The 24,792-nt window shown below is 63.7% G+C and carries 18 protein-coding genes; 9 read left to right on the top strand and 9 right to left on the bottom strand.

The genetic code is table 11. From position 1 onward, the window contains the following. Positions 1–97: 97 nt before the first annotated feature. Positions 98–1,336 (bottom strand): porin, encoded by a 1,239-nt coding sequence (locus AC1Q6V_RS28460; RefSeq protein ID WP_492344552.1) that lies wholly within the window; start codon positions 1,334–1,336, stop codon positions 98–100. A gap of 370 nt (positions 1,337–1,706) precedes the next feature. Here AC1Q6V_RS28460 and AC1Q6V_RS28455 point away from each other — a divergent pair, with 370 nt between their 5' ends. Next, positions 1,707–2,366, top strand: coding sequence for a TetR/AcrR family transcriptional regulator (locus AC1Q6V_RS28455; protein WP_011614746.1), 660 nt, complete (start codon positions 1,707–1,709; stop codon positions 2,364–2,366). A gap of 7 nt (positions 2,367–2,373) precedes the next feature. On the opposite strand, the gene AC1Q6V_RS28450 is transcribed toward AC1Q6V_RS28455, so the two are convergent. The 5 genes from AC1Q6V_RS28450 to AC1Q6V_RS28430 form a co-directional block, all read right to left on the bottom strand. Beyond that, entirely contained in the window at positions 2,374–3,678 is a 1,305-nt protein-coding gene (locus AC1Q6V_RS28450) for a flavin monoamine oxidase family protein (protein WP_492344553.1), read from the bottom strand. Between the two features lie 87 nt (positions 3,679–3,765). After that, entirely contained in the window at positions 3,766–5,127 is a 1,362-nt protein-coding gene (locus AC1Q6V_RS28445; RefSeq protein ID WP_492344554.1) for an NAD(P)/FAD-dependent oxidoreductase, read from the bottom strand. Positions 5,128–5,170: 43 nt separating this feature from the next. Then, the gene (locus AC1Q6V_RS28440) at positions 5,171–6,604 is read right to left on the bottom strand and encodes an MFS transporter (RefSeq protein ID WP_011614749.1); all 1,434 of its coding nucleotides are present in this window, start codon (positions 6,602–6,604) and stop codon (positions 5,171–5,173) included. 95 nt (positions 6,605–6,699) lie between these two features. Continuing rightward, positions 6,700–7,107: a RidA family protein gene (locus tag AC1Q6V_RS28435; protein ID WP_011614750.1), complete on the bottom strand. Its 408-nt coding sequence runs from the start codon at positions 7,105–7,107 to the stop codon at positions 6,700–6,702. 25 nt (positions 7,108–7,132) lie between these two features. Continuing rightward, entirely contained in the window at positions 7,133–7,969 is an 837-nt protein-coding gene (locus AC1Q6V_RS28430; protein ID WP_492344555.1) for a phytanoyl-CoA dioxygenase family protein, read from the bottom strand. 1,410 nt (positions 7,970–9,379) lie between these two features. Between AC1Q6V_RS28430 and AC1Q6V_RS28425 the strand changes: the two genes are divergently transcribed. Continuing rightward, positions 9,380–9,664, top strand: a complete 285-nt coding sequence (locus tag AC1Q6V_RS28425; RefSeq protein ID WP_492344556.1) for a hypothetical protein — start codon at positions 9,380–9,382, stop codon at positions 9,662–9,664. Between the two features lie 513 nt (positions 9,665–10,177). Here AC1Q6V_RS28425 and mdh read toward each other — a convergent pair. The 3 genes from mdh to AC1Q6V_RS28410 all read right to left on the bottom strand — a co-directional run bounded on the left by mdh (position 10,178) and on the right by AC1Q6V_RS28410 (position 17,019). After that, complete coding sequence (gene mdh, locus AC1Q6V_RS28420; RefSeq protein WP_492344557.1) at positions 10,178–11,350, bottom strand: iron-dependent methanol dehydrogenase; 1,173 nt, start codon at positions 11,348–11,350, stop codon at positions 10,178–10,180. A gap of 575 nt (positions 11,351–11,925) precedes the next feature. After that, the gene (locus tag AC1Q6V_RS28415) at positions 11,926–14,199 is read right to left on the bottom strand and encodes an acyl-CoA dehydrogenase family protein (protein WP_492344558.1); all 2,274 of its coding nucleotides are present in this window, start codon (positions 14,197–14,199) and stop codon (positions 11,926–11,928) included. A gap of 129 nt (positions 14,200–14,328) precedes the next feature. Further along, complete coding sequence (locus AC1Q6V_RS28410; RefSeq protein ID WP_492344559.1) at positions 14,329–17,019, bottom strand: winged helix-turn-helix domain-containing protein; 2,691 nt, start codon at positions 17,017–17,019, stop codon at positions 14,329–14,331. Between the two features lie 281 nt (positions 17,020–17,300). Between AC1Q6V_RS28410 and AC1Q6V_RS28405 the strand changes: the two genes are divergently transcribed. From AC1Q6V_RS28405 to AC1Q6V_RS28375, 7 genes are read left to right on the top strand one after another with little or no spacing between them, the layout of a single operon-like run. Next, the gene (locus AC1Q6V_RS28405; RefSeq protein ID WP_414223657.1) at positions 17,301–18,086 is read left to right on the top strand and encodes an enoyl-CoA hydratase/isomerase family protein; all 786 of its coding nucleotides are present in this window, start codon (positions 17,301–17,303) and stop codon (positions 18,084–18,086) included. Positions 18,087–18,132: 46 nt separating this feature from the next. Further along, on the top strand, positions 18,133–19,704 hold the full coding sequence (locus AC1Q6V_RS28400) for a class I adenylate-forming enzyme family protein (protein ID WP_492344560.1): 1,572 nt from the start codon (positions 18,133–18,135) through the stop codon (positions 19,702–19,704). 55 nt (positions 19,705–19,759) lie between these two features. Continuing rightward, complete coding sequence (locus AC1Q6V_RS28395) at positions 19,760–20,902, top strand: thiolase family protein (RefSeq protein ID WP_492344561.1); 1,143 nt, start codon at positions 19,760–19,762, stop codon at positions 20,900–20,902. Between the two features lie 54 nt (positions 20,903–20,956). Further along, positions 20,957–22,156: a thiolase C-terminal domain-containing protein gene (locus AC1Q6V_RS28390; protein WP_011614759.1), complete on the top strand. Its 1,200-nt coding sequence runs from the start codon at positions 20,957–20,959 to the stop codon at positions 22,154–22,156. A 12-nt stretch (positions 22,157–22,168) separates the two neighbouring features. Beyond that, positions 22,169–22,693: a Zn-ribbon domain-containing OB-fold protein gene (locus AC1Q6V_RS28385; RefSeq protein WP_011614760.1), complete on the top strand. Its 525-nt coding sequence runs from the start codon at positions 22,169–22,171 to the stop codon at positions 22,691–22,693. A gap of 4 nt (positions 22,694–22,697) precedes the next feature. Further along, positions 22,698–23,174, top strand: a complete 477-nt coding sequence (locus AC1Q6V_RS28380) for a Zn-ribbon domain-containing OB-fold protein (protein ID WP_492344562.1) — start codon at positions 22,698–22,700, stop codon at positions 23,172–23,174. Between the two features lie 48 nt (positions 23,175–23,222). Further along, complete coding sequence (locus tag AC1Q6V_RS28375; protein ID WP_414223660.1) at positions 23,223–24,779, top strand: class I adenylate-forming enzyme family protein; 1,557 nt, start codon at positions 23,223–23,225, stop codon at positions 24,777–24,779. The last annotated feature ends 13 nt before the right edge of the window (positions 24,780–24,792 follow it).

Raw genomic sequence — 24,792 nt, 5'->3', positions numbered from 1 at the left:
TTTCGGCGGTGGCCCTCGCGCCATGTCCCGATGCAGATCGCTGAAGCGGCATCGCATCGGGTTGGCATCGGCAACGGTTTGAGGATATCCGTCGCGCTCAGAAGTTGTGGCGGATACCTAGTGCGGCGCCGAACATGCTGGTCTTGCCAGCACCCGGTTGATAGCCGTTGTTGAACGCAATGGATGCGGTGTCCAGGCACAGGCCAGCATTCTTCGCATAGGCGGTGGTCAGATACAGGTCCGTACGCTTGGAGAGGTGGTAGTCGGCGATGAACATCAGCTGCCTTGGATTGCCCGCAGGCCTCAGCGCCGGCAAGGTCGAGGACCGGAAGGTCTGGTAGTAGTAGTCCAGCGTCAGGCTCAGGGCAGGCGTCATCTCGTAGTAGACGCCAGCCCAGTACAGATTGTCGCGCGTCAGTGTCTGCCCCGGCGCAGTCGACATGCCCCAGCGGTATCCACTCATGAAGATCGCGGGCCCGACGGCGTAGCTGGCTGCTGCGGCGGCCTTCTTGAATGTGCCGGTACCGGCGAAGCCGCTATTGCCGATGATGCTCGGGTTCACCTGATCATAGGTCACGGTAGCGCTGAACGGCCCTGCCGTATAGGACGCCCGGGCACCATAGCCGGTATCGCGGCGAAACTGGCCCGGAACCTCTCCCGATCCGCCAAGGCGGCTGAGGTCCACGGTGCCGCTGCTTCCGCCGGTGCCAAAACTCCAGTGGGCCCCGACGCTGACCGGACCGAAGGTCCCGGAATACTTGACGGTGTTGTCTTCGCGGTACACCGGTCCGATCTGGGCGATGACGGGTTCATACAGGCTCGACATGGCCGCCGGCGAGAAGTTGGCCAGTGCCTCGAGCATCGAGGTGTATTGGCGCCCGAAGGTGATCTTGCCGTAGGTGGCGCTCTGCAGGCCGATGAATGCCTGCCGGCCAAACAGGCGGCCGCCTTGCTGCATGGTGCCATCGTCGCCGCCGACGCCGCTTTCCAGCACAAAGACGCCGTTCACGCCGCCGCCGAGATCCTCCACGCCGCGCAGACCCCAACGCGAACCAGACAGGCCTTCGCCGTTCAGCGCGTATCGATTGGCCGAGCCGCCGCCCGCGCTCTTGAAGTTGGTATCGATTTCAAGGTTGGTGTCCAGCGTACCGTACAACGTGATGGAGGACTGAGCATGTGCCGCGCCTGCGAAGGCACCAAGTGCTGCCAGTGCGATAACAGGCGTGGTGCCCCAGTTGCGTGCCACATTGCGCGGCACTCGGTGTTTCTCCTCACGGCGCAGTTCCATGACGACGGCACCATCCTTGCTCAACGCATTACGCCTGAATGCATCCATCAACAATCTCCATGTTTGTCAGTTGCCTGGCGGCCGCATGCAAGAACATCGGCCGCGCACTCTTCCTGAAGTCCTGCCCGGCGATTCGCGCGAATCGTGAATTAGCATAACGAGCGTGATGTTAAATAGAAAGGGCGGGTATTCCCTGCGTGGTCCCGGCAAGGAGAGGGGCACAGGCGTTGCCATATGCTGGCGTGTGCGGACACAGGCTTCGCGATCCGGATGGAATGCGCCGCATCTGGGAGATGCTGGAGGCGAGAACGCTGGAGAGGCTAGAATCAGAACATAACGTCGATTCTGTAAAATCAGGCTTCTGGCGGCTAACCAGTCGGCATCCAGTTATCGAAATCCTCAAGAGACAGAACAGAACATGGACAGCGACGACGATATCGAGCAGGTCTCAACCCGGGGTCGTCCGGTCGGCGACCGCGAAGCGAAGCGCAAGGAGCTGCTGCGCGCGGCATCAATGGTGATTGCACAGGAGGGATATGCCAACGCATCGCTGCGCAAGGTTGCCAAGCATGCGGGCTACACCACTGGCGCGGTGACGTATTACTTCGCGAACAAGGAAGAGCTGGTGGTGGCGCTGATGGAAAGCGCATTCGACCGTTTCGACGCGATGCTGGAGTCGGCCCGGGAAAGGGGTGACATCCTCGCGCCGTTCGAAAGCTGGATAAGGCTGACGGACCGCAGCACGAGGTTCTGGCCGGCGACATCGGAGTTGCTGGCGCAGGGGCGACACGAGCCAGCGTTTGCGGAAGTCATCGCCAGGCGCTACGCGCGTTATCGCCGCTTGCTCGCCGCCATTGTCAAGGACGCTCAGGAACGGGGGACGGTCCGCAACGATATTTCGGCGGACATCCTCACCGACCAGCTCGTTGCCATGGGCGACGGGTGGATGATGATGTACCCCATCGAGCCCAAGCGATTCACGCCAAAGCGAATGCGGGCGCTGATCGATGCCCTGGCGGTGCTGGTTGCGCCCGTGCCAGGGGAGCAGAAGCCTGGCGGACGGGCGGCGCGCACGTAGCACCGGATCAGGGATGATGGGCGCCATCCAGGGCGCGGGCGACGTCAGCGGCAGCCCTAGTGCCGGTCTCGATGGCACCGTCGATGCCGCCAACCCCGATCGGCGCTATGTCCGCTCCTGCGAAATGGATGCGGCCGTGGGGCTGTCGCATCAAGGGAGCTCCCTGCGTCAGATTGCCGGGGCGGTGATGCATCCATCCGCCTTTGGAAAACGGGTCGTTCGCCCAATCCTGGCAGACGGTGTCCACTACTTCGATGTCCGGAATGAAGTCCCGCAGCGCCTGCTGTACTGCCTCGCGGTCATTGCCGTCCAGCGTTGAGGGATCGGCGCAGAAGCACACCACCAGCGTATCGCCATCGTCGCGGCGTTCGGCATGGGCGGTATTGATGGGATGCTTGCCCGCCGGCGCATAGATCACGAAGGGCTCGATCTCGCCCCTGACCCGTACCCAGATCTTGCTGGGCATGATCGGGTTCTTTTGCTCGATCATGGCGCGCACGGGTTGCGGCAGCGCAGGCGTGACGGAAAACTCGCTCAGCATGTTCAGCGGCAATGCCACCACGGCGCGCCGGGCCCGGATACGCTGTCCATCGCGGGTGGTCACGATGACCTCATGCCCGTTGTCATCGACAGCGGCCACCGGCGTCGAGAGGCGCAACTCAGCTGTCGACTCGGCGCTCATGGCGTCGATCAGGCGACCGGTGCCGCCCTCGATCGGCCAGTGGCCGGCGACTTCCTTGAACGCGCTCCAGCTGCCAAAGCAGATCGCGCACCAGAACAGCAGTTGCGCGAGTCCCTGCTCGTGTTCAGAGCAAACCAGGATGGACATCGCGTTGACCAGCAGGTCACGGTCGTGCGCGGAGAGTTCAAGCGCGTCAAGCCGGTCGCCGATGGTTTGCCTGTCGATCGCGCTGACATCGGCTGCTGCCAGGTCATCCACCTGGGGAAAGTGCATCCGGGCATCGGCAAAGAAGCGGGCGACCAGCGGTGCGGTCAGTTGGTGGAGTTGCTCCCACGTCCCGGTGTGCACCGCGCCGTCGGCGTACCAGTAGGCTCTCGTCACCGGCATTGGCGTCGCCAGCCCGATGCCATAGCGCTTGAGTTCGCGCCACACATGCGCCTGGGTCCAGTGCACGTAGGTGCCGCCCAGATCGAGGTGCAGGCCAAGGGCCTTTCCCCACCAGGTCCGGCCGCCAATCCGGTCACGCGCTTCGAGCAGTACCACTGAATGGCCTGCCATGCTGAGGTCCCGTGCAGCAGTAACGCCTGCAAAGCCAGCGCCAATCACGGCAACATCGTACAGATCTGTCATGAGTACATCCGTAGTGAGTTTCGGGGGATGCAGGGGTTTCGCAAGGCCCTGCTGTCATGCAATCGCGTAGCAGCCGCCGGCGCTCCTTCATGCGGCGCGTGCCTTGCGGTTCGAGCGTTCATCGAGCCTGCTTGCGACCTTCAGGGCGCCGTTGAGAGCAAACCAGCGCAGCGGCTCGGGCAGCGTCAATGGGGGGATGTGTTGCATCAGCATCGCAAGCAGCGGGTTTTCGATACCGCAGATCTTCCCGGCCAGCATGTGTCCGACCATGCCCTGTGTGCCGACGCCGTGGCCGGAACATCCCGCCGCGTAGTAGATGTTCCGATCCGCTCCGGTGGTGCCGATCACAGGCAGGCCATCGTCGGCATAGCTGATGTAGCCGCTCCAGCAGCGCCGGATGGCGATGCCCTTCAGGGGTGGAAAGCGGTCGTGAAGGGCCATCCGCAGCGCCCGATATTGGGCATGCTCTGGCACGTCCGGAGTCTGCGAGCCGAACGGGTAGCGCAGGCGCTTGGTCGTCACGACCAGCGTGTTGCGCGCCGTCAGGCGATGGCTCTCCATGACCCAGTGCATGGTCGTGATGCCTTCGCGACGATGCCACCCAAGCGCGGCCAGCTGGACGGGGGAAAGCGGTTCGGTTTCCATGCCCGACAGCCGCAATGGCACCACCTTGTCCGCGAGCGGGCCGAGTTGCGGCGTGTAGGCGTTGGTGGCCAGGATCATGACCGGCGCGCTGACGCTGCCGCGCGGCGTCCGCACCTTGACAGTCGGTCCTTCGGTGTAGGACAGCAACGGCGTGTTCTCGTGGATCGTCACGCCCGCCTGCAGGGCTGCGCGCCGCAGCCCCAGGACGTACTTGCCGGGATCGAGCGTGCCGCCGTTCGACACGTAGCTGCCGAACAGGAACGCTGGCGGGATGCCGCGTGCGCGCATCTCGGCCTGGTCCAGATACTCCGATGGGCATCCGAGTTCGGCGCTGATGCGCATATCGTCGCGCACCCTGGCTTCCTGTGAGGGGTCGATGCCGGCACGGATCAGTCCCGATTGGTTGTAGTCGCAGTCTATCCCGTGCTCGGCGAACTTGCCTTCGGCGAAGCTGACGCCGTCCTCGTAGAAGCGGACGATCTGCCTTGCCTTCTCATGGCCTGCGCGCTTGAGGAAGCGGTCGTACTTGAGTCCCTGCCCGCCGGCGAGATAGCCCGCATTGCGGCTGCTCGCTCCATAGCCGCAGAATTCGCGTTCAAGGACGACCACCTTCACGCGGTGCCGCGCAAGCTCCAGCGCCGCGCAGAGGCCGGCAAAGCCCGCGCCGACGATGACCACATCGGCGTTGGTGTGGCCCTCGAGCGGTGGCTGCAGATCGGCCGGCTTTTCTATCCAGCCGCCCAGTGTTCGGTATGTCTTGAAGTCTTCAGTCACGTTGCCGTGCTCCTTGGTCTGGAGATCCATGCTGCCGGGACACAACCACCCGGCAATTTGCTGACATGCCGTGTCAGGCGGCCATGGGCGTGTCCGTGGATTGACGCACGCCGTTTGCGGCGCCGGGCCCTTCGTCGGTAACGGCTTCCAGCGAGCGGTTGGTCGTGCGCGGGCCGAACAGGGCGACGGGGATGGAGAACACGATGTAGCAGGCTGCCGCGGCGAGCATTACACCCGCCATGCCGCTTGCGGAGAACAGCGCGGCGCCCAGGACGCCGGCGGCCGCTCCGCCGAACCGGCCGCCAGACATCACGATGCCACTGCCCAGGGCGCGCAGCTGCGTCGGAATCGTCTCCGGGATGTAGGTGTAGTACGCGTTGACGACGAGCCCGGTGATGATGGAGGCGAGGCCCCCCGCACCGATCACCACCCAGCTGGTGGCCGAGATGCCGAGCACGACCAACGGCAGTGCACTGAGCACGGACACAACAAGGATGGTGGATTTGCGTTCATACCGGTCGAGAAACAGCATGGCTACGAACGGCGTGACGCCATAGATCACGTTCCACAGGAACAGGATGAAATACGCATCGTCCTCGGAGTACTTGAGGCTGTACACGAGCGAGTAGACGCCCCACTGCCCGAACAGGTAGTAGGCCAGGGTGGCGCCGAAATAGCCGAGCGTGAGAATGGCTATGGTTCGAAGAACGGCCTTGTTGTTGATGAGGTCGCGCAGTGTTGGTGCTGCGGCGTTCTGTTGAGCTGAGGCAATTCCGGGTTCGTCGAGCGGACCGCGGCGCAGTGCGCGTGCTTCCAGTTCGCTGACGATGCGTTCGGCGCGGTCGGACCGCCCGCGCGACACACACCAGCGCACCGATTCGGGCAGGACCAAGCGTGCCAGGGGCGCAATCAGCAGGCCGATGCTGCCAGCCAGGAACAGGTTGCGCCAGGCACCGGTACTGCTGTGCGGGAGATAGAACATCGCCAGCGCCGCAGCCCCGATGCCGGAGACCACGAACCCGATCGTCACGATGGAGACGAAACGGCCACGCGCCTTGCCGGGAAACATCTCGGCGATATAGACAAGCAGCACCGATGTGGCGGCCTGCACGCCGACACCCGTGACGACGCGGGAGGCCAGTATGGTCTCGTAGGTAGGCGCGAACGCCGTCGCTAACGCGCCCAGCGAGTACAGGACGGTGGTCCATACCAGAACCGAGCGTCGTCCCCACCTGTCAGACAGCCTTCCTCCCACCAGCGCGCCGACAATCATCCCGATGAAGAACGCGCTGCTGATGAGGCCGATCTGCTCCGTGCTCAGATTGGTATGGGCTTTGATCGTCGGACTGGCGTAGGCAAAGATGGCGTTGTCGTAATACTCCAGCATCAGGTTGGCCGCGAGCAGCGCGGCCCAGACGTAGTGGGAAGCCATCACCGGCAGGCGGTCAAGCCTCGCCAGGATGCTGGATGGCTTATCCGGCCTGACAACCGTATTGGGACGATTCATGTTGGTGTCTCCATCAGCTTTGTCGCTGTTCTATTTTTCTTTTGGGATCGTGTGCCGCGACCCTGGTGTGCAAACGGGGCCGCGGCATCCGGCAGTCAGCCGGCGCCGCAGCCGGCGACCGCAATGGCGCGTATCTCGACGAGGAACTCGGGGCGGGCCAGTTGGCTTACGCCCACGCCTGTCCACGAGGGATAGCGGTCGGGTAGGTATTCATCCTTGACCTTCACAAACTCATGGATGTCGCCGCGCAAGTCGGTGTGGAAAGTCATGATCTCCACGATATCGGCCATGCTGGCTCCCGCGGCTTCGAGGACCGTCTTCAGGTTTTCAAACGCCTGTCGGGCCTGCGCTTCCATTCCCTGTCCCACCGTGGCCGTCGCCAGATCGAACCCCACCTGGCCGGACACCCAGATCATGTCGCCGACACGGGTCGCCGACGAGAAATGAAGCTGGTCGTAGTGCCTTGCCTGTGCGAGGCCGGGATTGATCATTTGTCGTTTCATGGCTGCTTCTCCGTGCAAGGCGATATCAGGCGATCTGGCGGAAGACAGGCGAGCGGAACGGCTCGCCTTCATTGAGCTTGGCCATTTCTTCGCTGAATAGGGGCCCGTTACGGGCATAGCGCGGGTTCGACAGCGGCAGGGCGCGGAACGTGGCGTCGTCACCGAAGAATCGAAGTACCAGGGTATGGCGGGTCGGACAGTCGGCGTCGACGGCGGCTCCTCCGTGCAGCGAACGCGGATGCAGGAATACGACGTCGCCGGGCGTCACGCCCCAGGAGAGCACGTCCCAGGCGTTCGGATCTTCGGCGAGTTCCTTGTCGATATGCGGAAGGCGGGGCAGAGTGCCGTCGCCGTAGAGCGGATCGGTCGGGTCATCGGCATTCGCGAAGCTGGCCCCGTCGTACTGGATGCCGACATGCGAGCCGCGAACGATCTCCAGCGAATTCCTCTTTGGAATGGGCTGGAAGGTGATCCAGGCGTTGCCCCAGTGCTTGCCGGCCCAGGGTAGGTTGGCGGTGTCCTGATGCCACGGTCCGCGGCCGCTTTGGCCACCTTCCTTGGCGAACACCTCCTCGGCGAAATACCAGACATGCGCCGATCCCCATAACTCCTGGAATATCTTTCCGAACGGCAGCGTCGAGACCAGATCGTCAAGCTTGTCCTTGACGACCGGATTGGCATTGTCGATATGGGTCTGCAGGCTCGTGCCGTCCAGCGAGCGGAAGTGATACGGACCCGGATTGGCGACGTTCCACTTGAACGCCTCGTAGCACTGAGCGAGCTGCGCCGGGTCAAGACAGTTCTCTACAAGTACGGCGCCGTCATTGCGAAACGCCTCTCGTTGGGATTGGGTGGTGAGCATGATCGGTCTCCTTCATTCTTCGTGATGGACGCTGGCCGGCGCGATGCATGAACAATAACCCGCAATGCTCTTTAAGACAACACGTGTTGTGTTAATGTGTGGGCATCGTGATTCCCGGAGGATCGGCGAGGTAGCGGTCCGGGTAATCGTGACGAGAGCTTGCTCAGGCTTTCGTCTCCGTGGACAAGAAGACGTCGTCTAGGTGTATGGCTTCAACTCGTGGTGGCACCACGAGATGCGGATGCCGCGGCATATGCTGGGGCAACATCCCGGCGGCCGCCTCGTTGCGTGGCGGGCTGCGGGCCTTGACCGCCAGAGGGACCTTGGTCGGATCGGGATGCGCCCGCATCCACCGGCTTTTCGGGCTGGTCGCGCAGATCGGGCAGTTGAATGGCTTCCACCCGGCGCTGTGCACCTGGGCCGTGGCAGGCGCTGTGCGGCGCCCCACCCATGGCCGCCGTCATGCAAGGCGTAAGGAATGCAAAGCGTGAGGACTGCCGCGACGGCCGCGGTCGGCTAGGGATGCAGTGGATCCGCGCTTTTTTCCGTCGCGTGCCTGACCCTCAGATCCTGCCAACTACCCGTGCTGCGCTGTCGGACCTATCTGGCTCCGATCTCGCGTGGGGCTGGCGACATCCTGGCGCCAGGTAGCGGGCCACCGCCGGGATGTCGACAAGGTGCCGGCAATGCAGTCCGCGCATTCGGTCAATGGCCGCACGAACAGCTTGATGTGGGAGATCGTGGGTAGCGCTTGCCCGATGTTCATTTCCTTGAATCAACTTCGAGGCCGTCGAGAACCTAGGGGTGTCATGAAACGCCACTTGGTCGAATGGCAAAAAGTGGATTTAGAACGGCCCTTCGCTTCGTCGCGGTCAAAGGCCGCTACTGGCCGTTCTCCGCCGTTGATCCCGTCCGGCGCTCGCTAGATCTCATCGGCGATCGGTGCAGGTTTGCGGGTACGCGGAGGCATCGGTGCCGGCGGGGCTATAAGGGATTCGGCAGGAGCTCACATGGCGAGCATGTGGCCCATGATCAAGAGGTTGGACTGCACATATTCTTTTTTGGACCGCGGCGCAGCAAGCTTTGGCGAAATGCCGGACCTCCTACGTCGTTCCATTCGTCCATTAGCGAAATCAAAGGGAGACACCTAAGTTCCTCAAGGCTTCGCGGTAGCGGTCCAAAAACTGTCATTGCAATATGCGCGGTTGATCGCGATAGTGCCGAAGGACGAGCAAAGTTCCAGGAGAGCTTGAAGAGTCAAAGATCAAGCGGCTGCAAGTATGAGCGCCAGCCGCTTGGGGTCGACCCTCCAGTCACCATGCAGTTCCAAATTTCACTTTTTCCAAGGCGTCCAAGATTCACAATGCGCTTTGCCGGACGAAGAATGGGAAGCCAACCGGGGAGAGCACATTGAAGCATCTTGACCTGCTCAACGATTTCCGGGAACTCATGGCGCTGCTAGAAAAAAACAGGTCGAGGCATCATCCGCAATGGGCAGCTTCGACATCCATAAGGTATCGGAAGGACTCGTGCTTGGGGTGCTACGCGAGCAAGCCGCTGGTCTTTGTCAAAGCGGAGGTAACCCATCTCGACAAGCGAATGCTGTTCCAGAGCGGGCGTAGCGTCGGTGCCGAATCGATGAGCCAATCCCCCGACAGCGGCAGGTCGTCCACCGGGTTCTCGACCAATGCTTGAAGCAAGGGCGCTCTCGACGATAGCGACTTCGAGGAACTGGTCGAGGCCTAGCGCGCCATCGAGCCGGCGCACGTCCACGACCCCAGGCATTTCGTCCCGATCTCGAGGGACTGATCGGCTTCACAGGATCGCATTCCGCGGCGGACCGACAGCGGTCCGGCAAGGGCGTGCCGCGCGCCTGCAGCGCGCTTTGGGCTATTGGAAGAGAATGGTGCTTGCTGCGTCTTCGCTCTAGTTGTAACCCAGCACGGCGACGGTCCTGACATCGGGTCGCTCGTTTGAGCCATCCATGAGCACGTCCGTGGGCCTCTTGCGCACAAGGTGCGTGACAAGGTCTTGGCGCGCAAGATGCATCGATTGCTGCGACTGTTGCGGTGAGCCTTCTGCGTGAATGCAGGAAAGCGGTTCGACATAGGAGGAAATCATCGTGACTCCTTTGGGCGGGAGTCTAATCACGCGAAGTTAATCGTGCCGCTGAACCCCCTCCCGCGTTCGTCGGAGGGGGCATACCTTTTACATCGCTGCAGCGAAGATAGCGATGACTTGCGCCGTGGTGGCCCTGCGTGGATTCGTCAGCATGCATGCATCTTTTTGTGCGTTGTGCGCCATCACCTCATGGTCTTCCGCCTTGACGCCCAGGCTGGCCAGGCCGGCAGGAATGCCGATCGAAGCGGCGAGAGCCCGGATCGCCGAGATCGCAGCCTTGGCCGCGTCACTGGTACTGAGGCTCGCAACGTTTTCGCCGAGCAGTTCTGCGATCTTCGCGAAGCGTTCAGGCGCGGCAATAAGGTTGAATTCCGATACATGGGGCAGCAAGATCGCGTTGCACACACCATGTGGCAGGTTGTAGAGGCCGCCAAGTTGATGGGCCATTGCGTGCACATAGCCGAGCGACGCATTGTTGAAGGCCATGCCAGCAAGGTATTGCGCGTAGCACATCGCGGCACGCGCTTCCAGCGAATTGCCATTGGCTACGGCCTTGGGCAGCCACTCGCCGATGAACGCAATCGCTTTTTCCGCGCATGCATCGGTAATTGGCGTGGCCGCGGTGGAAACGTATGCTTCGACGGCGTGCGTGAGCGCATCCATGCCGGTCGCGGCAGTCAATGCGGGCGGCATTGCGACCATCAGCCGGGGATCGTCGATTGCGATCAGCGGTGTGCAGCGCCAATCGACGATGGCCATCTTCACGTGATTGCTCGAATTGGTGATGATGCAAAAGCGAGTCATCTCCGCAGCGGTGCCGGCGGTCGTATTGATGGAAATGAGCGGCGTCATTGGCACCGTCGATTTGTCGATGCCCTCGTAGTCGCGGATATGTCCGCCTCCGGCGGTAACGAGGCCGATTCCTTTCGCGCAGTCGTGCGAGGAGCCGCCGCCCAGCGAGACAATGAAGTCGCATCCCTCCTGCTCGAACAGCTTGACGCCGTCATGAACATTGACGTCGGTTGGATTGGGTTCGGCCCCTGGAAAAATGGTGGCCTGAAGCCCTGCCTCGCGGATGTACCCCGCGATGGTTTCGGATAGCCCCATCTTGTGCAGGCCGGCATCCGTGACGATGAGGGCCTTTCTTGCGCCTTGCGCTTTGGCGCGCGTGCCGGTCTCGCGCGCACAGCCTGGACCAATGAGAGTCACGCAGGGAATGAAGAAGCTGTCGATGCGATCAGCGGCGTTCAGGTGGGTCATGGCGTCTCCAATATTGTAGTGATGAGGTGTCTTGCACCCACATGCCATGACGCACGAACTGTACCTGTGTCCTTAAAGAGATTTTTTGGCAGCGATTGATCCCGTGCGAATCGCAGGGTGTTGTGATTTGAATCGATGTGTTCAATCCTGGAGCAGTGTGGGGTGTCTCCGACGGGTTGAGCGGCCGACACGGGGGGGGATTGACCGACGCCGCGCAGACTGGCTGTCAAGCCGGGTAGCCAGTTTGCAATGCCGGTCTGTTGGCGTGACAGTAGCGCTTCATGCGCGCGGTCTGGAACGTTCGGTGATGGGAAGGACACATTGGATATCAGCGGCGGCGGCAGTCGACCCTACTGCGACGTCCAACGCGATAGTCCGAAAGGCTGTTCAGGCAATCAGCGGAAGTTGGTCGACATAAGACAAACGATCGTTTTCCGACCCATTGCGGTCGATTGTGAGCTATGACGGCACAAGGCGCCAAGCTTGGTACTGCCCCAGTGAAGCCGGATACGCCCATAGTACGAGGTAATGACACGGGGGCATGCGTGGGCTGACGGGGGCATCGGCATCGGTCTTCAACGAGGTAACCCCAGCCCACGCTGGGCGATCAGGTTTCGCTGAATTTCCGCGGTGCCGCCGCCGATGACGGTCAGGATCGCGTACCGCAGCAACCGTTCGAACCTGCCGCTGGCGATCGCGCTTTCGGCGTCCTCGGACAAGGTTGCTCCAGTGCCGAGGATATCGAGCGCCGCTTGGCCTAGGCGTTCCGTCAATTCGCCCGTAAAGGCCTTGCTCATGGCCGCTTCATGAATGGGGACCTTGCCTTGCTCGGCCATGGCGATACTCTTCATGAACAACTGGCGCCCGGCTTCCACTTCGGCCGCCAGCGCGCCAATGCGGTCGCGAACTGCCCCATCATTGGCCAGCACCGTCTTGTCACGGACGCAACGAACCAGTCGTTCGAATTCCGCGCGGGCATTGGCGATGAAGCTTCCCATCATCATGCGCTCCGTTGCAAGCGCCGATGTCAGGACTGTCCAGCCGTCGTTGAGTTTCCCGACCAACGCACTGGCGGGAACCCGGACATTGTCCAGAAATTCCTGGCAGAACGTGTGACCGTACATTGCCATCGATGGTCTGACGGTGAGGCCCGGGCTGTTCATTGGAACAATGAAGATGCTGAGGCCCGCGTGCGGCCGCACCGCATTCCGGTCGGTGCGGGCGGCCAGCCATATGTAGTCCGCCTTTTCGGCGGCCGTGGTCCAGATTTTCTGGCCGTTGATGACCCACTCGTCGCCGTCGCGCTCGGCGGTCGTCTGCATCGATGCGAGGTCCGAGCCCGACCCTGGTTCGCTGTAGCCCAGGCAGAAGGTGATCTCGCCGCGGGCGAGCTTGGGCAGGAACTCGGCCTGTTGCTCGGCCGTACCGAACGCCATCAGTGCATGCGCCTGGATGTCCCCGCGGCCGCCCATGGGTGCACCGGCTTGCTGGATCTCTTCCATGAATGCGAGTTGCTCGTAGGGCGTGCGTCCCTGGCCACCATACTCCCTGGGCCAGCTCATCGTGTTCCAGCCTTTGCTGCCTAACAGCCTGGTGAACTGTGTGTCATAGCCCCACTCTTCGTAGGCATGGTCTTGTTCGTGTCTGGGCGAATCGCCGGACCAGTTTTCCTTCAGCCAGGCCCGTACCTCATCACGGAACGCATTTCCGGCCGGGCCGAGATCGTGCTCGGGAAGCATCGCGCCCTGCTCGAGCAGGGCCCGGGCGAGCTCCTCACGCGCCTGGCGTACGCCGCCGTGACGCGCAAGATCCGCATGCGTGCGGCGGAAATGCCGCGGTGCCTCATGTTCCTCCGAGTATGCGATGGCGCCGAAGGTGTGATGCGTTTCGAGCGATACCTGACGCAGCGCAGGGCCGGCGAAGGCGCGTGCGGCTGCGCCAAGGATCCGCCAGTTCTCGGAGCCGAGGTCATGCGTCCTGGCGGCGTTGTGGAGCATCAGCCGTGCGGCCTCCAGCGCCATCAGGCAGTTGGCGAGTTTGTGCTGTATCGCCTGGAAGCGCCCGATCGGCTGACCGAACTGCTGTCGTTCCTTGGCATAGGCAACGGCCATGTCGAAGCCTTGCCGGGCGGTGCCGAGCGCGCGCGCCAGCAGCGCAAGCGCGCCGATCCGACGCAGGTCCTCGGCCAGCCCGGGCGGGAGCGGCAACGTTGACGCGGGCACGTGATCGAAGCTTGCCGCTGCCAGCGGTGGCACCGCCAACCCAGGTGTTTCCGTCACGCTCAGGCCGACCGCGCCGCGCGGTACGATGGCTAGTACCGGCCCCGGCTCGGCCAGAACGAGCAGGTGGGTGGCATGCGTTCCGGCCTCGACAAAGGCAATGCGACCCTGCAGCTTGCCGTTGGCGACCCGCACGCCGCCAGCTTGCCGATCGCCGTCAAAGCCGCCGAAGGCGAAGCTCACGCTGGCGTCGCCGCGATGCAGCGCACTCAGTAGCGCGGCCGACTCGTCGGATCTGGGACGCCCGGGCAGGTGCGGTGACAGGGCGAGATTGGCAAGTGCGGCACCGATCAGCGGCGCTGGGCAGGCGGCGCGCCCCAATTCTTCCAGCGCCACGGCAATTTCTCGCATACCGCCTTCCTGCGGATTGCTGCCCAGGCTGGTCAGGCCTTGCTCCGCCAGGTCTCGCCAGATCGACGTCAGCGCCTGGGGGTCTGCGGCAAACTCCACGGCCTGCGCGGCGGGCCACCTCCGGGCGAGCAGTCGACGCAGGCTCTCCTGCAGCATCAGCCGCTCTTCATCACTTGGCAGCATTGCTGCGGAGGGGAATGTCGTTTGCTCCTGGGGCATGATGTCTCCTGTGGCGCATCAGCCGCGATGCGGCCGTGATGGATGCCTTGCCAGGAGATTCTGGTTCGCCGACGCCATACGGTCACCACACTTTCCGGGTGTCCGGCGGGCGGCGGAGTGATCGCGCCATCAGTCGATCAGGCCACGCCTGCGCGCGGCGATCACCGCGTCGTAGCGGCTCGGAACCCCCAGCTTCTCGAACACGTTCTTCATGTTCCACTTCACTGTGTCCAACGTGAGGTTGAGGGTCAGTGCGATCCGCTTGTTCGACATGGACTCCGCGGCCAGGCGCAGGATTTCAATCTCGCGCGGCTTGAGCTCGGGGCCGTTCGCCTGCGCGTCGGGCTCACCGGCCTGCTGAACCGGCGTATGCGCCGCGACAACGCGGCGCAGGACCTCGACCAGATAGTCGCCGCCGGAGCCGGGGCCAAGCGTGGGCTGCAGTTGCTGCAAGGCCTGCCGCACGCGCTCGCCTTCATCGAGCAACGTGCGAACGAGCCCTAGTCTCTGGGCTGCTTCGACAGCAGCCCGCAGAAGACGCATGGCTTCGGTAGCCTCGTCCATTTCAGCAAGGGCGGTGCCCGCCAGCAAGTCGGCCTGCACCACACATTTTTGCCGCCCGTATGCCACACCGTAGTTGCGCAGCGTTTCTGCGCGCGCCAGCGCTTCGTTCCAGTCCATGCCGGCCAGCGCCAGCCGGGCTCCGGTCAGGGCCGCGATCGCCTCGATCTCGGCGAGGAAACCCGTTCCGTAGCGATAGCGGCTGGCCAATCGGTCAAGTTCGGTCTGCAGCTTCCGGGCGGCATCCTGATGGTTCAACTGGAGTTCCAACCGCGCTTGTCCGGCCAGCACATAGGCCAAAGGCCGATCCAATGCCAGCTCGCGGCAGCGGACTTCCTCCTCGCTCAGCGCGTGCAGTCCCTGCGCTGCCGATGCCTGCGTCGCCATCAGGCGGCTGCGGACGATGATCGCAAGCGTCATCGGCTCGGGCGAGGAGAGACGCAGCAAATCGAGCCGGTTGGCCAGCACTTCGTTCGCCTCGGCCAGCAGGTCGGCCTCGTAATACGCGTTGGCGAGGAATGCCGCGCTGTTGACGGCCGACACCGAACGCCGGCCGTGCGCTGCCTCGGCGCGCGCCACCAGGGCGCTGCCGGTCCGGATGGCCTCGCGATTGTTGCCCTCGAGCAGGTGGCTGAGCAGCAGGGTCGATTCGGCCACCAGGGCCATGTCATCCTGAAGCTCGGAGCGTGGCAACCGCGCGATGTGCTCGTGGAGCGAGCGGGCGTCCTCGTACCGCCCGGCCGCGCAATAGGAAAAACTGAGCACAGCCAGGTGCGCCTGGCGCAGGAAGCGATCGGTCAGGCTTTCGAAGTCCGACGGCGCCACGAGGGCCAATGCGGCTTCGGTGTCGTCGCGTTGCAGCGCGATGCTGGCCCGCAGATAGAGCGCGTGCAAGGCAAGTCCCGGCGCCAGCGTGCGCGGCGTCTTCTCCAGCCGCTCAAGCCAGCCCTGCGCGTCGCGCCAGCGGCCCGCGGCTACCAGTGCCCAGCAACCGAGGAGCAGCAGCCGGGGATGGCCCAGCAGCATATCGGCCGGAAGTTCGTCCATCCAGTGTTGCAGCGTGCTGAAGAAGCTCATGCTGCGGATTGGCAGGTCAGCCCGCTCGACCAAGTGCACCGCGGCCTCGGTGTCGTGCGCGTGATAGGCGTGACGTAGCGCTTCAATCAGGAGGCCGCGTTGCTCGAACCACTGGCTGGCCCGCGCATGGATCTCGCGCATCAGCGCAGGATCGCGCTGTTGCAGCTGGTCCTGGAGGAAGCTTGCGAAAAGCGGATGAAATCGGTACCACGGCTGGGGGCTGTCGAGCTCGGCCGGCAACAGGAAGAGGTTTTCACGCTCGATCTGGTCGAGCAGCGCGGGGGCCTTTGCATTGTCTGTGACGTGTTGCGCCAGATCGGCATTGAAGCGGCGCAAGACCGAGAGCTTCTCGATGAAGTCGGTGACGTCTGGCGCCAGATGGCGCACCACGTCTTCGGAAAGATAGCGCTGCAGATCCGTGCGGCGATGCAGCATCTGAGACAGCACGTCCCGGTTGGCCGGGCTGCGCTTGAGCCGGATGCAGATCATCTGCAGGCAAACCGGCCACCCGTCGGTGATGTCGTGGATCAGGCGCGCATCGTCCGGCACGACGTCGCCGAGGTGCTTGGCCAGGAAGTCCTGCGTTTCCGCGAAATCGAACGGCAGGTCGGGGAAGGTGATCTCCGACAGCTCCCCGGTCAGGCGCTGGCGGCTTACGGCAAGCGGTGGATGGGTCCGTGAGGCCAGGATCAGGTGCAGGGTCTCGGGCCCGTGATCCACCAGACCCTGGATCAGCGCATGGGTGTCGCTGTCGTCGACGTGATGATAGTCGTCGATGAAGAGGAACACTTCCTGGCGTCGCTGGCACACCGCGTCAACGATGGTCGCGATCAGTCCTGCAACCGGCAGATCGGCACGCACCTCAGAGGCAAGGGCAGTTCCGTCATCGACGGGCAGTCCTGCCTGCTGCAGTGCGCCGGTCAGATAGGCGCGAAACTGCGGCAAGTGCCGCTCGTCCGGTGACAGGGACAGCCAGCAGACCAGTTCCCCGTCCTTGAGCAACTGCTGGCGCCACTGGGCCAGCAAGGTCGTCTTGCCGAAGCCCGCACTGCCGCACACCAGCGTCAGCCGGCTGTCGCGCGAATCCAGCAGCCGCGCCAGCAGCTTGGCCCGCGGCGTGGACTGCGGGCTGATGCGCGGCGGCGCGAACTTGGTGGGGATAAGAAGGCGATCGGGGGCCAAGCCAGGGTCTCCTGCTGACATGCGAAGGGCATCTTATCGGAAGTGCTGCGGAAGGTCGAAGCGGCCGCCTGGAGGCTGTGTCCCTCGGGCCATCCCGCACGATGGGTCTTCGGCGCACAGCTCTGGCCCTGTCACACCCGATTACACCCGATAAGTGTGGTGCGCCCACCCGGCCGGCAACCCATCATTGAACCAGAAGCGAAGGGACAGCCAGATCCGGACAAGCTGGGCGGCCAGGGCACGCTGTAACGCTGCATCCCGCCTCGCAAGGAGACAGCGCAATGCACTACGAAACCATTATCCATGAACAGCGGGGGCCAGTCGCGTGGATCACGTTGAACCGGCCAGCCGAGCTGAATGCGGTGAACCAGCGCATGCTCGAAGAGCTTCATGATGCACTCACTGCAGTACGGGCCGATGCGGGCCAAGCCGTACTAGTGCTGACCGGATCCGGCCGCGCGTTCTGCGCCGGCGCCGATCTCAAGGCGCTGCTTGCCGGCCTCGACACCGCCCCGGGCGAGCCGAATTTCGCCGATCGCACGCTGGCCACGCTTTCGCTGCTGCGCAACATGCCCAAGCCAGTCATCGCTGCCGTCAACGGGCTGACCATCGCAGGCGGGCTGGAACTGGCGATGTGCTGCGACATCCTGATCGGCGCGGCGAGCGCCAGGATCGGCGACGGCCATGCCAACTTCGGCGTGTTTCCTGGCGGTGGCGGCGCAGCGGTCCTGCCGCGCCGCGTCGGCCTCAGCCGGGCCAAGCAACTGCTGTTTACGGGCGACCTTGCCGACGCCGCGCAGATGCAGGCCTGGGGGCTGCTCAACGAGGTGCTGCCCGACGAGGAACTGCTGCCGGCGGTGGCGGCGCTGGCAGAGCGGATGGCGGCCAGGAGCAGTCTCGTGCTGCGCCGCATGAAGGAAGTGGCCAACCGCTCGGTCGACCTGTCGATGGATGCCGCGCTGCGCGACGAACTGCTGATGTGCCAGCAGCACACCCGGTCCCATGACTTCCGCGAGGGTCTCGCCGCCTACGGCGAGAAGCGCCCGCCTGCATTCCGCGGCATCTGACCGTCCCGGCTGCCCCAGGCAAGCCAATAACATAAAGGAGACAAAGATGAAGATCGACTTCTCGAGGTGGTCGCTCGATGCCGCCTCGCGTTTCGCGCAACGCGAGGCCCTGGTCAATGTTGAGCGCGACCGCCGCTTTACCCACATGGAGCTGCACCGGCTCACCAATCGGATCGCCCGCTTGATCAAGGAGCGGCTCAAGCTTGCGTCAGGCGACGTCTACCTGACTATCCTCGACAACGACAATATGAGCCTGCTGACCTTTTGCACGCTGGCCAAGGCGGACGTGAAGGCGGCATGGTGCAACTTTCGGGACACCTTCGACGAACACCTCTGGCAGATCGACTGGGTCGAGCCCAAGGTGGTATTCCTCGAAACCGCGCTGCTGGAAAAGTACTACGACACGCTGCGCCAGCGCGGCATCCGCATCGTGTGCATGGATCCGCTCGCGGCGCCCCGCGATGGCGTGTCCTGTTTCTGGGACCTGCTGGAGGGCGTGTCGGACGCGGAGCCGCATATCGAGCTGGACGCAGACGAACCGATGCTCCTGCGCTTCACCGGCGGCACCACCGGCCGCGGCAAGTGCTGCATGTACACGCTGAACAACTGGCTGGCCCTGCACCGCTACTTCTATTCGATGCCGGACGACATGTTTGGCAATGACGCCCGTCACCTGAGCATTACGCCGCTGAGCCACGGGTCCGCGGCCTATGCCACGACGCTTGCTTTCAAGGGCGGCTGCCATGTGACGATGAACGCTTCGGATCTCAGACAGTTCTGCGCCAATATCCAGAACGAGCGGATCACGTCCAGCCACCTCGTGCCGACCATCCTTTACCGCTTCCTGGAATTTGGCCTGCACGAGCAATTTGACCTGTCCAGCCTGCGCACGATCCTCTATGCGGCGGCGCCGATGAGTCCGGCCAAGCTCGCGCTGCTGCAGGAGAAGTTCGGCAACATCTTCATCCAGGCCTATGGCAGCAGCGAAGTGCTGGCACCCGTGGCCGTGCTGAGCAAGGCGGAGCACCTGTGTGCGCCTGGCCAAAGCAACAGGCATCTGAGCTCTACCGGCATCGCGCTGCCAGAAACCGAGATCGTGGTGATGGACGAACAAGGCCATGAACTGCCGGTCGGCGAGACCGGCGAACTCTGGATCCGCGGACCAGGCGTGATCAAGGGCTACTACAAGAATCCGGAAGCGACTGCAACCGAATTCCAGGGCGGCTTCTGGAAGTCCGGTGACCTCGGCTACGTCGACGAAGACCGCTATGTGTACATCGTCGATCGCAAGAAGGACATGATCATCAGCGGCGGCTTCAACATCTACGCCATCGAGGTCGAAGCCGCGCTCAATGCGCACCCCGCCGTGCTGATGTCGGCGGCAGTCGGCGTGCCGCATGCCGAGTGGGGCGAATCCGTGCACGCCGAGGTGGTGCTCAAGGAAGGCCATACGCCCGATCCGGCCGAGATCGTCGCCTTCTGCAAGGAGCGCATCGGGTACAAGGCGCCGAAGACGGTGACCATCGTTGACCAGCTCCCAATGACGGTGATCGGCAAGGTGCTGCGCCGGCAAGTGCGCGACAAATACTGGGCCGATCAGCAGCGCAAGGTGAACTAGTCAACAGCTCGAGGGCAACAAGATGAGCATGTCAAACCGTGTCGCCATCGTCTCGATGGCACAAGTCAACTACAACGAGATGCGGGCGTGTTCGCCCGAGGAACTGGCCTACCAGGCAATCCGTCCGGTGCTGCAGGAAACCGGCCTGCGGTTCCTGCCGGCCTATGAGAAGGGCGGGATCGACGCAAGCCTGATCTGCCACGAACACTCGCGCATCGCGCGGCCATTCTCGGCCTCGCTGGTGGTGGACGTTGCCGGCGCGAACCTGCGTCCCGATGAAAAGATCGACCAGGACGGCGCCGTCGGCGTCCTTGAGGCGGCCTGGCAGATCGCATCCGGCGAGTTTGAAACGGTGCTCGTGGTCGCTGTATGCCACGACTCCACCAGCCGCAGCGGGGGCAATGCAATCGAGAACAAGGTCTTCGATCCCTTCTTCTGCCGGCCGCTCGGCCTCGACAACGTGCAGGCTGCCGCACTACAGGCAAACCGCTACATGGAGAAGTACGGTGTCACCTCCAAGCAATGTGCCGGGGTGTCCGTGAAGAACCTGCGCCACGCGAAGGACAACCCGCTGGCGCTGCGGGCGGGCGACTACAGCGTTGCCGACGTGCTCGGCTCGAAAGCCCTGTCGGATCCGATCACGGCGCTGCAGACGCGTGCGTTCGGCGACAGCGCCATCGTGATGCTGCTGGCCAGCGAGCAGCGGGCCCGGCAACTGACCAGCAAGCCCGTCTGGATCAAGGGGCAGGCCAATTGCTGCGACGGCTACTACCTGGGGGATCGCGACCTCGCGGAATCCGAGGTGCTGACGATCGCGGCGAACAAGGCTTACCGCATGGCCGGCATCAGCGATCCGCGCAAGGAGATCGATCTGCTCGAAGTGACCGATGAGTTCTCCTACCAGGAGCTGATGACTTACGAGGGGCTAGGCCTGTGTGACGCCGGCCAGGGCGGCCGCTGGCTGGAATCCGGCATGAGCAGCCGGGGTGGCCATCAGCCCGTCAATCTTTCCGGTGGCGCGCTGTCCGGCTGTTCCCATACCACCATCGGCATGGCCCGTATTGCCGAGATCGTGTTGCAACTGCGCGGCGAGGCGGGTGCGCGCCAGGTGGACGGTGCACGCACGGGGCTTGCCCATCTGGCTTCGGGGCCTTGCGGGCAATTGCAGCAGGTCATGGTTCTGGGCACCACGCCATGAGGCCCGCCAGGTGAGGCGGGACGACGCAAGACGGCGCGGCAACGGAGAAACGGAATGAATCGCAGAGTGGCAATCGTCGGCTTCGGCCAGACGGAGATGATGGCGCGCAGCCCGCTGAGCAAGGCGGAGCTAGCCAACCAGGCCGTGCGGCGGGCACTGGAAGATGCGCAGATCACGATGAAGCAGGTCGACGAGATCGTGCTGGCCGACATCGACTACGTGTCGGGCACGGCGGAGTCGGAAATGGAGCTGGCCGACTGGGTCGGGCACCGCCGCAAGCCCGTGGTCAAGATCGAAACCGGCGGCACCGTGGGCGGGTCGGCGGCGCTGTCGGCTGTACACCATATCGCAGCCGGCGCCTGTGACGTCGCGCTGGTGTCGGCAACGGCGAAGTTCGTCGGCCCGCCGCCCGGCACGCTGCCGCGCGGGCCGTTCCTGCAGGCGGCGATCAATTCCGGCCTGCACGCGCTCACCGAAAAATGGTGCAGCGTGGGCGCCGTGGGGACCTTTTCCCTGATGGCGAGCTCCTATGTCAAGCTGTCCGGCTGCACCGAGGAAGCGGTTGCCATCGCCCGGGTCAAGGCCGCCAACAACGCGCTTAAAAACCCCTATGCGCATCTGCGCGAGCACCTGACCGTGGAAGACGTGCTCAACTCGCCGATGCTGACGGCGCCGATGCGCCAGCTCCATATGTGCCCGATCACCGAAGGCTCGGCGGCGATGATCTTCGCCAGCGAGGACGTGGCGCACAAGCTCACCAAAAAGCCGGTATGGGTGAAGGACATGGTCACCATCCACTCCGCGCAGCACTGGGCCGCGCTGCAGGACTTCATCGCCCCCAGGGAGCGTTGCGTGCTGCCGAGCCTGGCCAAGGCGTGCGAAGTGCTCTACAAGCGCAACGGCATCACGCATCCCGCCAAACAGCTCGATGTGATCGAGATGTACGAGCCCTGCACTTGGGCCGAACTGGTGTGGATGGAAACCATGGGCCTGTGCGAGCCGAACCAGGCGTGGAAGCTGATGGGCACCGGCGCCACCGATATCGATGGCGAACTGCCAATCAATCCATCAGGCGGGGTCACGTGTACCAACCCGGGCGTTCCCTCGACCCTGCTGCGTTATGGCGAACTGGCCCTGCAGATCCGCGGCGATGCCGGCGAGCACCAGGTCCCGCGCGATGTCAGGCTTGGCCTGGCCACCGGCTTCGGCGGCACCGGCTGGACGCCGCTGATGCTGCTGTCCAAGGACAAGTAAGGAGGAAAGGCAATGAGCACCGAGCAACCCGAAACCCTTCCCGTGCCGCCGACGCGCCTGCGAACGCCCTTCTTCATGGAGTACCCGCTGGGCTTGTTCAACGGCAGGTTTTCCCGCGAAATGCGCGACAACGGCCGCCTCATGGGCATGGTCTGCCGCCATTGCGGCTTCAGCATGCTGCCGCCGCAGGCCGTTTGCAGCGTCTGCCATGGCGAGAACTTCGAGGATCCGCAATGGGTGGAGATGGGGCCCGAGGCCACGGTGGCGGGCTTCATGTCGTTCAACATGCCATTCATCGACACCAACGATCTGTCGGTGCAGTCAAGCGCCTATCCCGTCGGCGTCCTGATGGTCGATTCGCCGGGCCGCAATGCCGGCTTCCTGTGGCACTACATTGGCGAAACCGACCTGAGCAAGGTGCACAACGGCATGCGTGTGCGCGCCGTGTTCCGGCCCGAGGCCGAACGCAAGGGGTTGATGACCGACATCCTTTACTGGGAGCCGGTGCGCGACCCTGCCACAACACAAGGAGACTAAGGCAATGTATCCCGCATACCTGGAAGACGCGGAACCCGCCATTTTGCGCCAGCCGGTGCTGTATGCCGACATCAACTACGACGTGGGCGAGACCAATGGCCGCTTCTTCGCTGCGCTGCGCGACCACGGCAGGATCACCGCGACCTGCTGCGCTGCCTGCGCGCGCAGCTATGTGCCGCCGCGGCTGTCCTGCCCAGAGTGTTTTGCCAAACTGAAGGACTGGGTCGATGTCAGCGACACCGGCACGGTGGTCTCTTTCACCATCGTGCGCGAGCCCGGGATGCTGCAACCCGTGGCCCGCCCCTATGTCCTCGCGCTCATCCGCCTAGATGGCGCTGACACGGCGCTGGCGCACTACCTCGGCGACGTCGGCGCCGCGGCCGTGAAGACCGGCATGCGCGTGCGCGCGGTGCTGGCGGACGAGTGCATGGGCAACATCTGGGACATCCGCTACTTCAAACCAGTCGGCGACAGCGCCTGATCGAGATCCGGCACGCGCTGGCGCTAGCCGGAACTCAGGAGACAAGATATGGCGATCATCGATTTCTTCGACCGCGGCTGGCAGATCGATCCCGATGCTGCGGCCTACGTGATGGACGACGAGTTGTTCACCTTCGATGCAGTTGGCACGCTCTCATGCCGCATCGCACACGCGCTGCTCGCGGCGGGCATGGGGCGCGGCAAGATCGGTGCGGTGCTGGGCGCCAACCATCCCACCGCGTGGACCTGCACGCTGGGCCTGTGGCGTGCCGGCATGGCATGGATGCCGGTCAATCCGCGCGGCTCGACGGAGGAGAACCATCAATTGCTGAACGCCTTCGACTGCGAAGTGCTGTTCTTCCAGAAGGCGTTCGCGCCTGTGGTAGAGGCGATGCGCCCGAAGCTGCCCAAGGTCAGGCTCTATGTCTGCATTGAAGAAGCCGTGCCAGGCGCGAGCGCACTGCCGGACTGGATTGCGGGGCAACCGGCGACTAGGCCGGAGGTTTCGTACGAGCCGGATGACACGATCGCCGTGATGCCAACCGGCGGCACGACGGGGCTGCCCAAGGGGGTGATGAACACCCATCGCAGCTTCCAGGCCTTCTGCGCGCAGTTCATGATCGCCTGCAGCTACCGCGCCGACGAGAAGATCGTGAACCTGGCCGCCGCGCCCATGACGCACACGGCGGGTGTGCTGTCGCTGCCGTGTACCGCGCGTGGCGGCACGGTGGTGGTACTGACCAAGCCGGATCCTGCCGCGCTGGTCAAGGCAATCGAGAAGCACCGGGTCAGCGAGTTCTTCCTGCCGCCGACCGTGATCTATCGGCTGCTCGACATGCCGGGCATCGGGGAGCACGACTACTCCTCGCTGAAGTACTTCATCTGCGGCGCGGCACCGATGTCGGCCGAAAAGCTGCGCCGTGCGATGGCGGTGTTCGGGCCGGTCATGATGGAAGCCTACGGCCAGACCGAGGCGCCAGGATCGATCGCGATCAAGCGGCCCGAGGAAAACTTCTCCGGCGGCGAGATCGCCGACGAAGCGCGGCTGCTTTCATGCGGCCGCCCCGGCCCGCTGGTGCGCGTGGCGATCATGAACGCGCGCAACGAGCCGCTTGCCACCGGCGAGACCGGCGAGATCTGCGTGCGCGGGGACCTGGTGATGAAGGGCTACTACAAGGCGCCGGAGAAGACGGCTGAGGCGATCATCGACGGCTGGCTGCACACCGGCGACATCGGGCACATCGATGGCAACGGCTACCTGCGCATCACGGACCGCAAGAAGGACATGGTCATCACGGGTGGCTTCAATGTGTACCCCAGCGAAGTCGAGCAGGTGATCTGGGCCCACCCCGCGGTGCAGGACTGTGCGGTGATCGGCGTGCCGGACGCCACCTGGGGCGAGGCCGTCAAGGCCGTGGTCGAACTGAACCCGGGCATGGACGTAAGCGGCGAGGAGTTGATTGCGCTATGCAAGGAAAGGCTGGGCAGCGTGAAGGCACCGAAGTCGGTGGATTTCGTCTCCACCCTGCCGCGCAGCCCCAACGGCAAGGTGCTGAAGAAGGACCTGCGAACCCCGTACTGGACCGCGCAGAACCGCAGCATCTGATTACAGGGACGAG

Source organism: Cupriavidus sp. GW823-FHT07B10, from assembly GCF_058794355.1.
The sequence above is the reverse complement of the archived record's forward strand: the minus strand, read 5'-3'. Positions and strand labels throughout refer to the sequence as shown.

Coding starts and splice junctions, on each gene's coding strand:
- AC1Q6V_RS28380 (WP_492344562.1), top strand. CDS start 22,698: ATGTATCCCGCATACCTGGAAGACGCGGAACCCGCCATTTTGCGCCAG.
- AC1Q6V_RS28455 (WP_011614746.1), top strand. CDS start 1,707: ATGGACAGCGACGACGATATCGAGCAGGTCTCAACCCGGGGTCGTCCG.
- AC1Q6V_RS28400 (WP_492344560.1), top strand. CDS start 18,133: ATGAAGATCGACTTCTCGAGGTGGTCGCTCGATGCCGCCTCGCGTTTC.
- AC1Q6V_RS28445 (WP_492344554.1), bottom strand. CDS start 5,127: ATGGATCTCCAGACCAAGGAGCACGGCAACGTGACTGAAGACTTCAAG.
- AC1Q6V_RS28405 (WP_414223657.1), top strand. CDS start 17,301: ATGCACTACGAAACCATTATCCATGAACAGCGGGGGCCAGTCGCGTGG.
- AC1Q6V_RS28395 (WP_492344561.1), top strand. CDS start 19,760: ATGGCACAAGTCAACTACAACGAGATGCGGGCGTGTTCGCCCGAGGAA.
- AC1Q6V_RS28390 (WP_011614759.1), top strand. CDS start 20,957: ATGAATCGCAGAGTGGCAATCGTCGGCTTCGGCCAGACGGAGATGATG.
- AC1Q6V_RS28435 (WP_011614750.1), bottom strand. CDS start 7,107: ATGAAACGACAAATGATCAATCCCGGCCTCGCACAGGCAAGGCACTAC.
- AC1Q6V_RS28450 (WP_492344553.1), bottom strand. CDS start 3,678: ATGACAGATCTGTACGATGTTGCCGTGATTGGCGCTGGCTTTGCAGGC.
- AC1Q6V_RS28460 (WP_492344552.1), bottom strand. CDS start 1,336: ATGGATGCATTCAGGCGTAATGCGTTGAGCAAGGATGGTGCCGTCGTC.
- AC1Q6V_RS28415 (WP_492344558.1), bottom strand. CDS start 14,199: ATGCCCCAGGAGCAAACGACATTCCCCTCCGCAGCAATGCTGCCAAGT.
- AC1Q6V_RS28430 (WP_492344555.1), bottom strand. CDS start 7,969: ATGCTCACCACCCAATCCCAACGAGAGGCGTTTCGCAATGACGGCGCC.
- AC1Q6V_RS28375 (WP_414223660.1), top strand. CDS start 23,223: ATGGCGATCATCGATTTCTTCGACCGCGGCTGGCAGATCGATCCCGAT.
- AC1Q6V_RS28385 (WP_011614760.1), top strand. CDS start 22,169: ATGAGCACCGAGCAACCCGAAACCCTTCCCGTGCCGCCGACGCGCCTG.
- AC1Q6V_RS28440 (WP_011614749.1), bottom strand. CDS start 6,604: ATGAATCGTCCCAATACGGTTGTCAGGCCGGATAAGCCATCCAGCATC.
- mdh (WP_492344557.1), bottom strand. CDS start 11,350: ATGACCCACCTGAACGCCGCTGATCGCATCGACAGCTTCTTCATTCCC.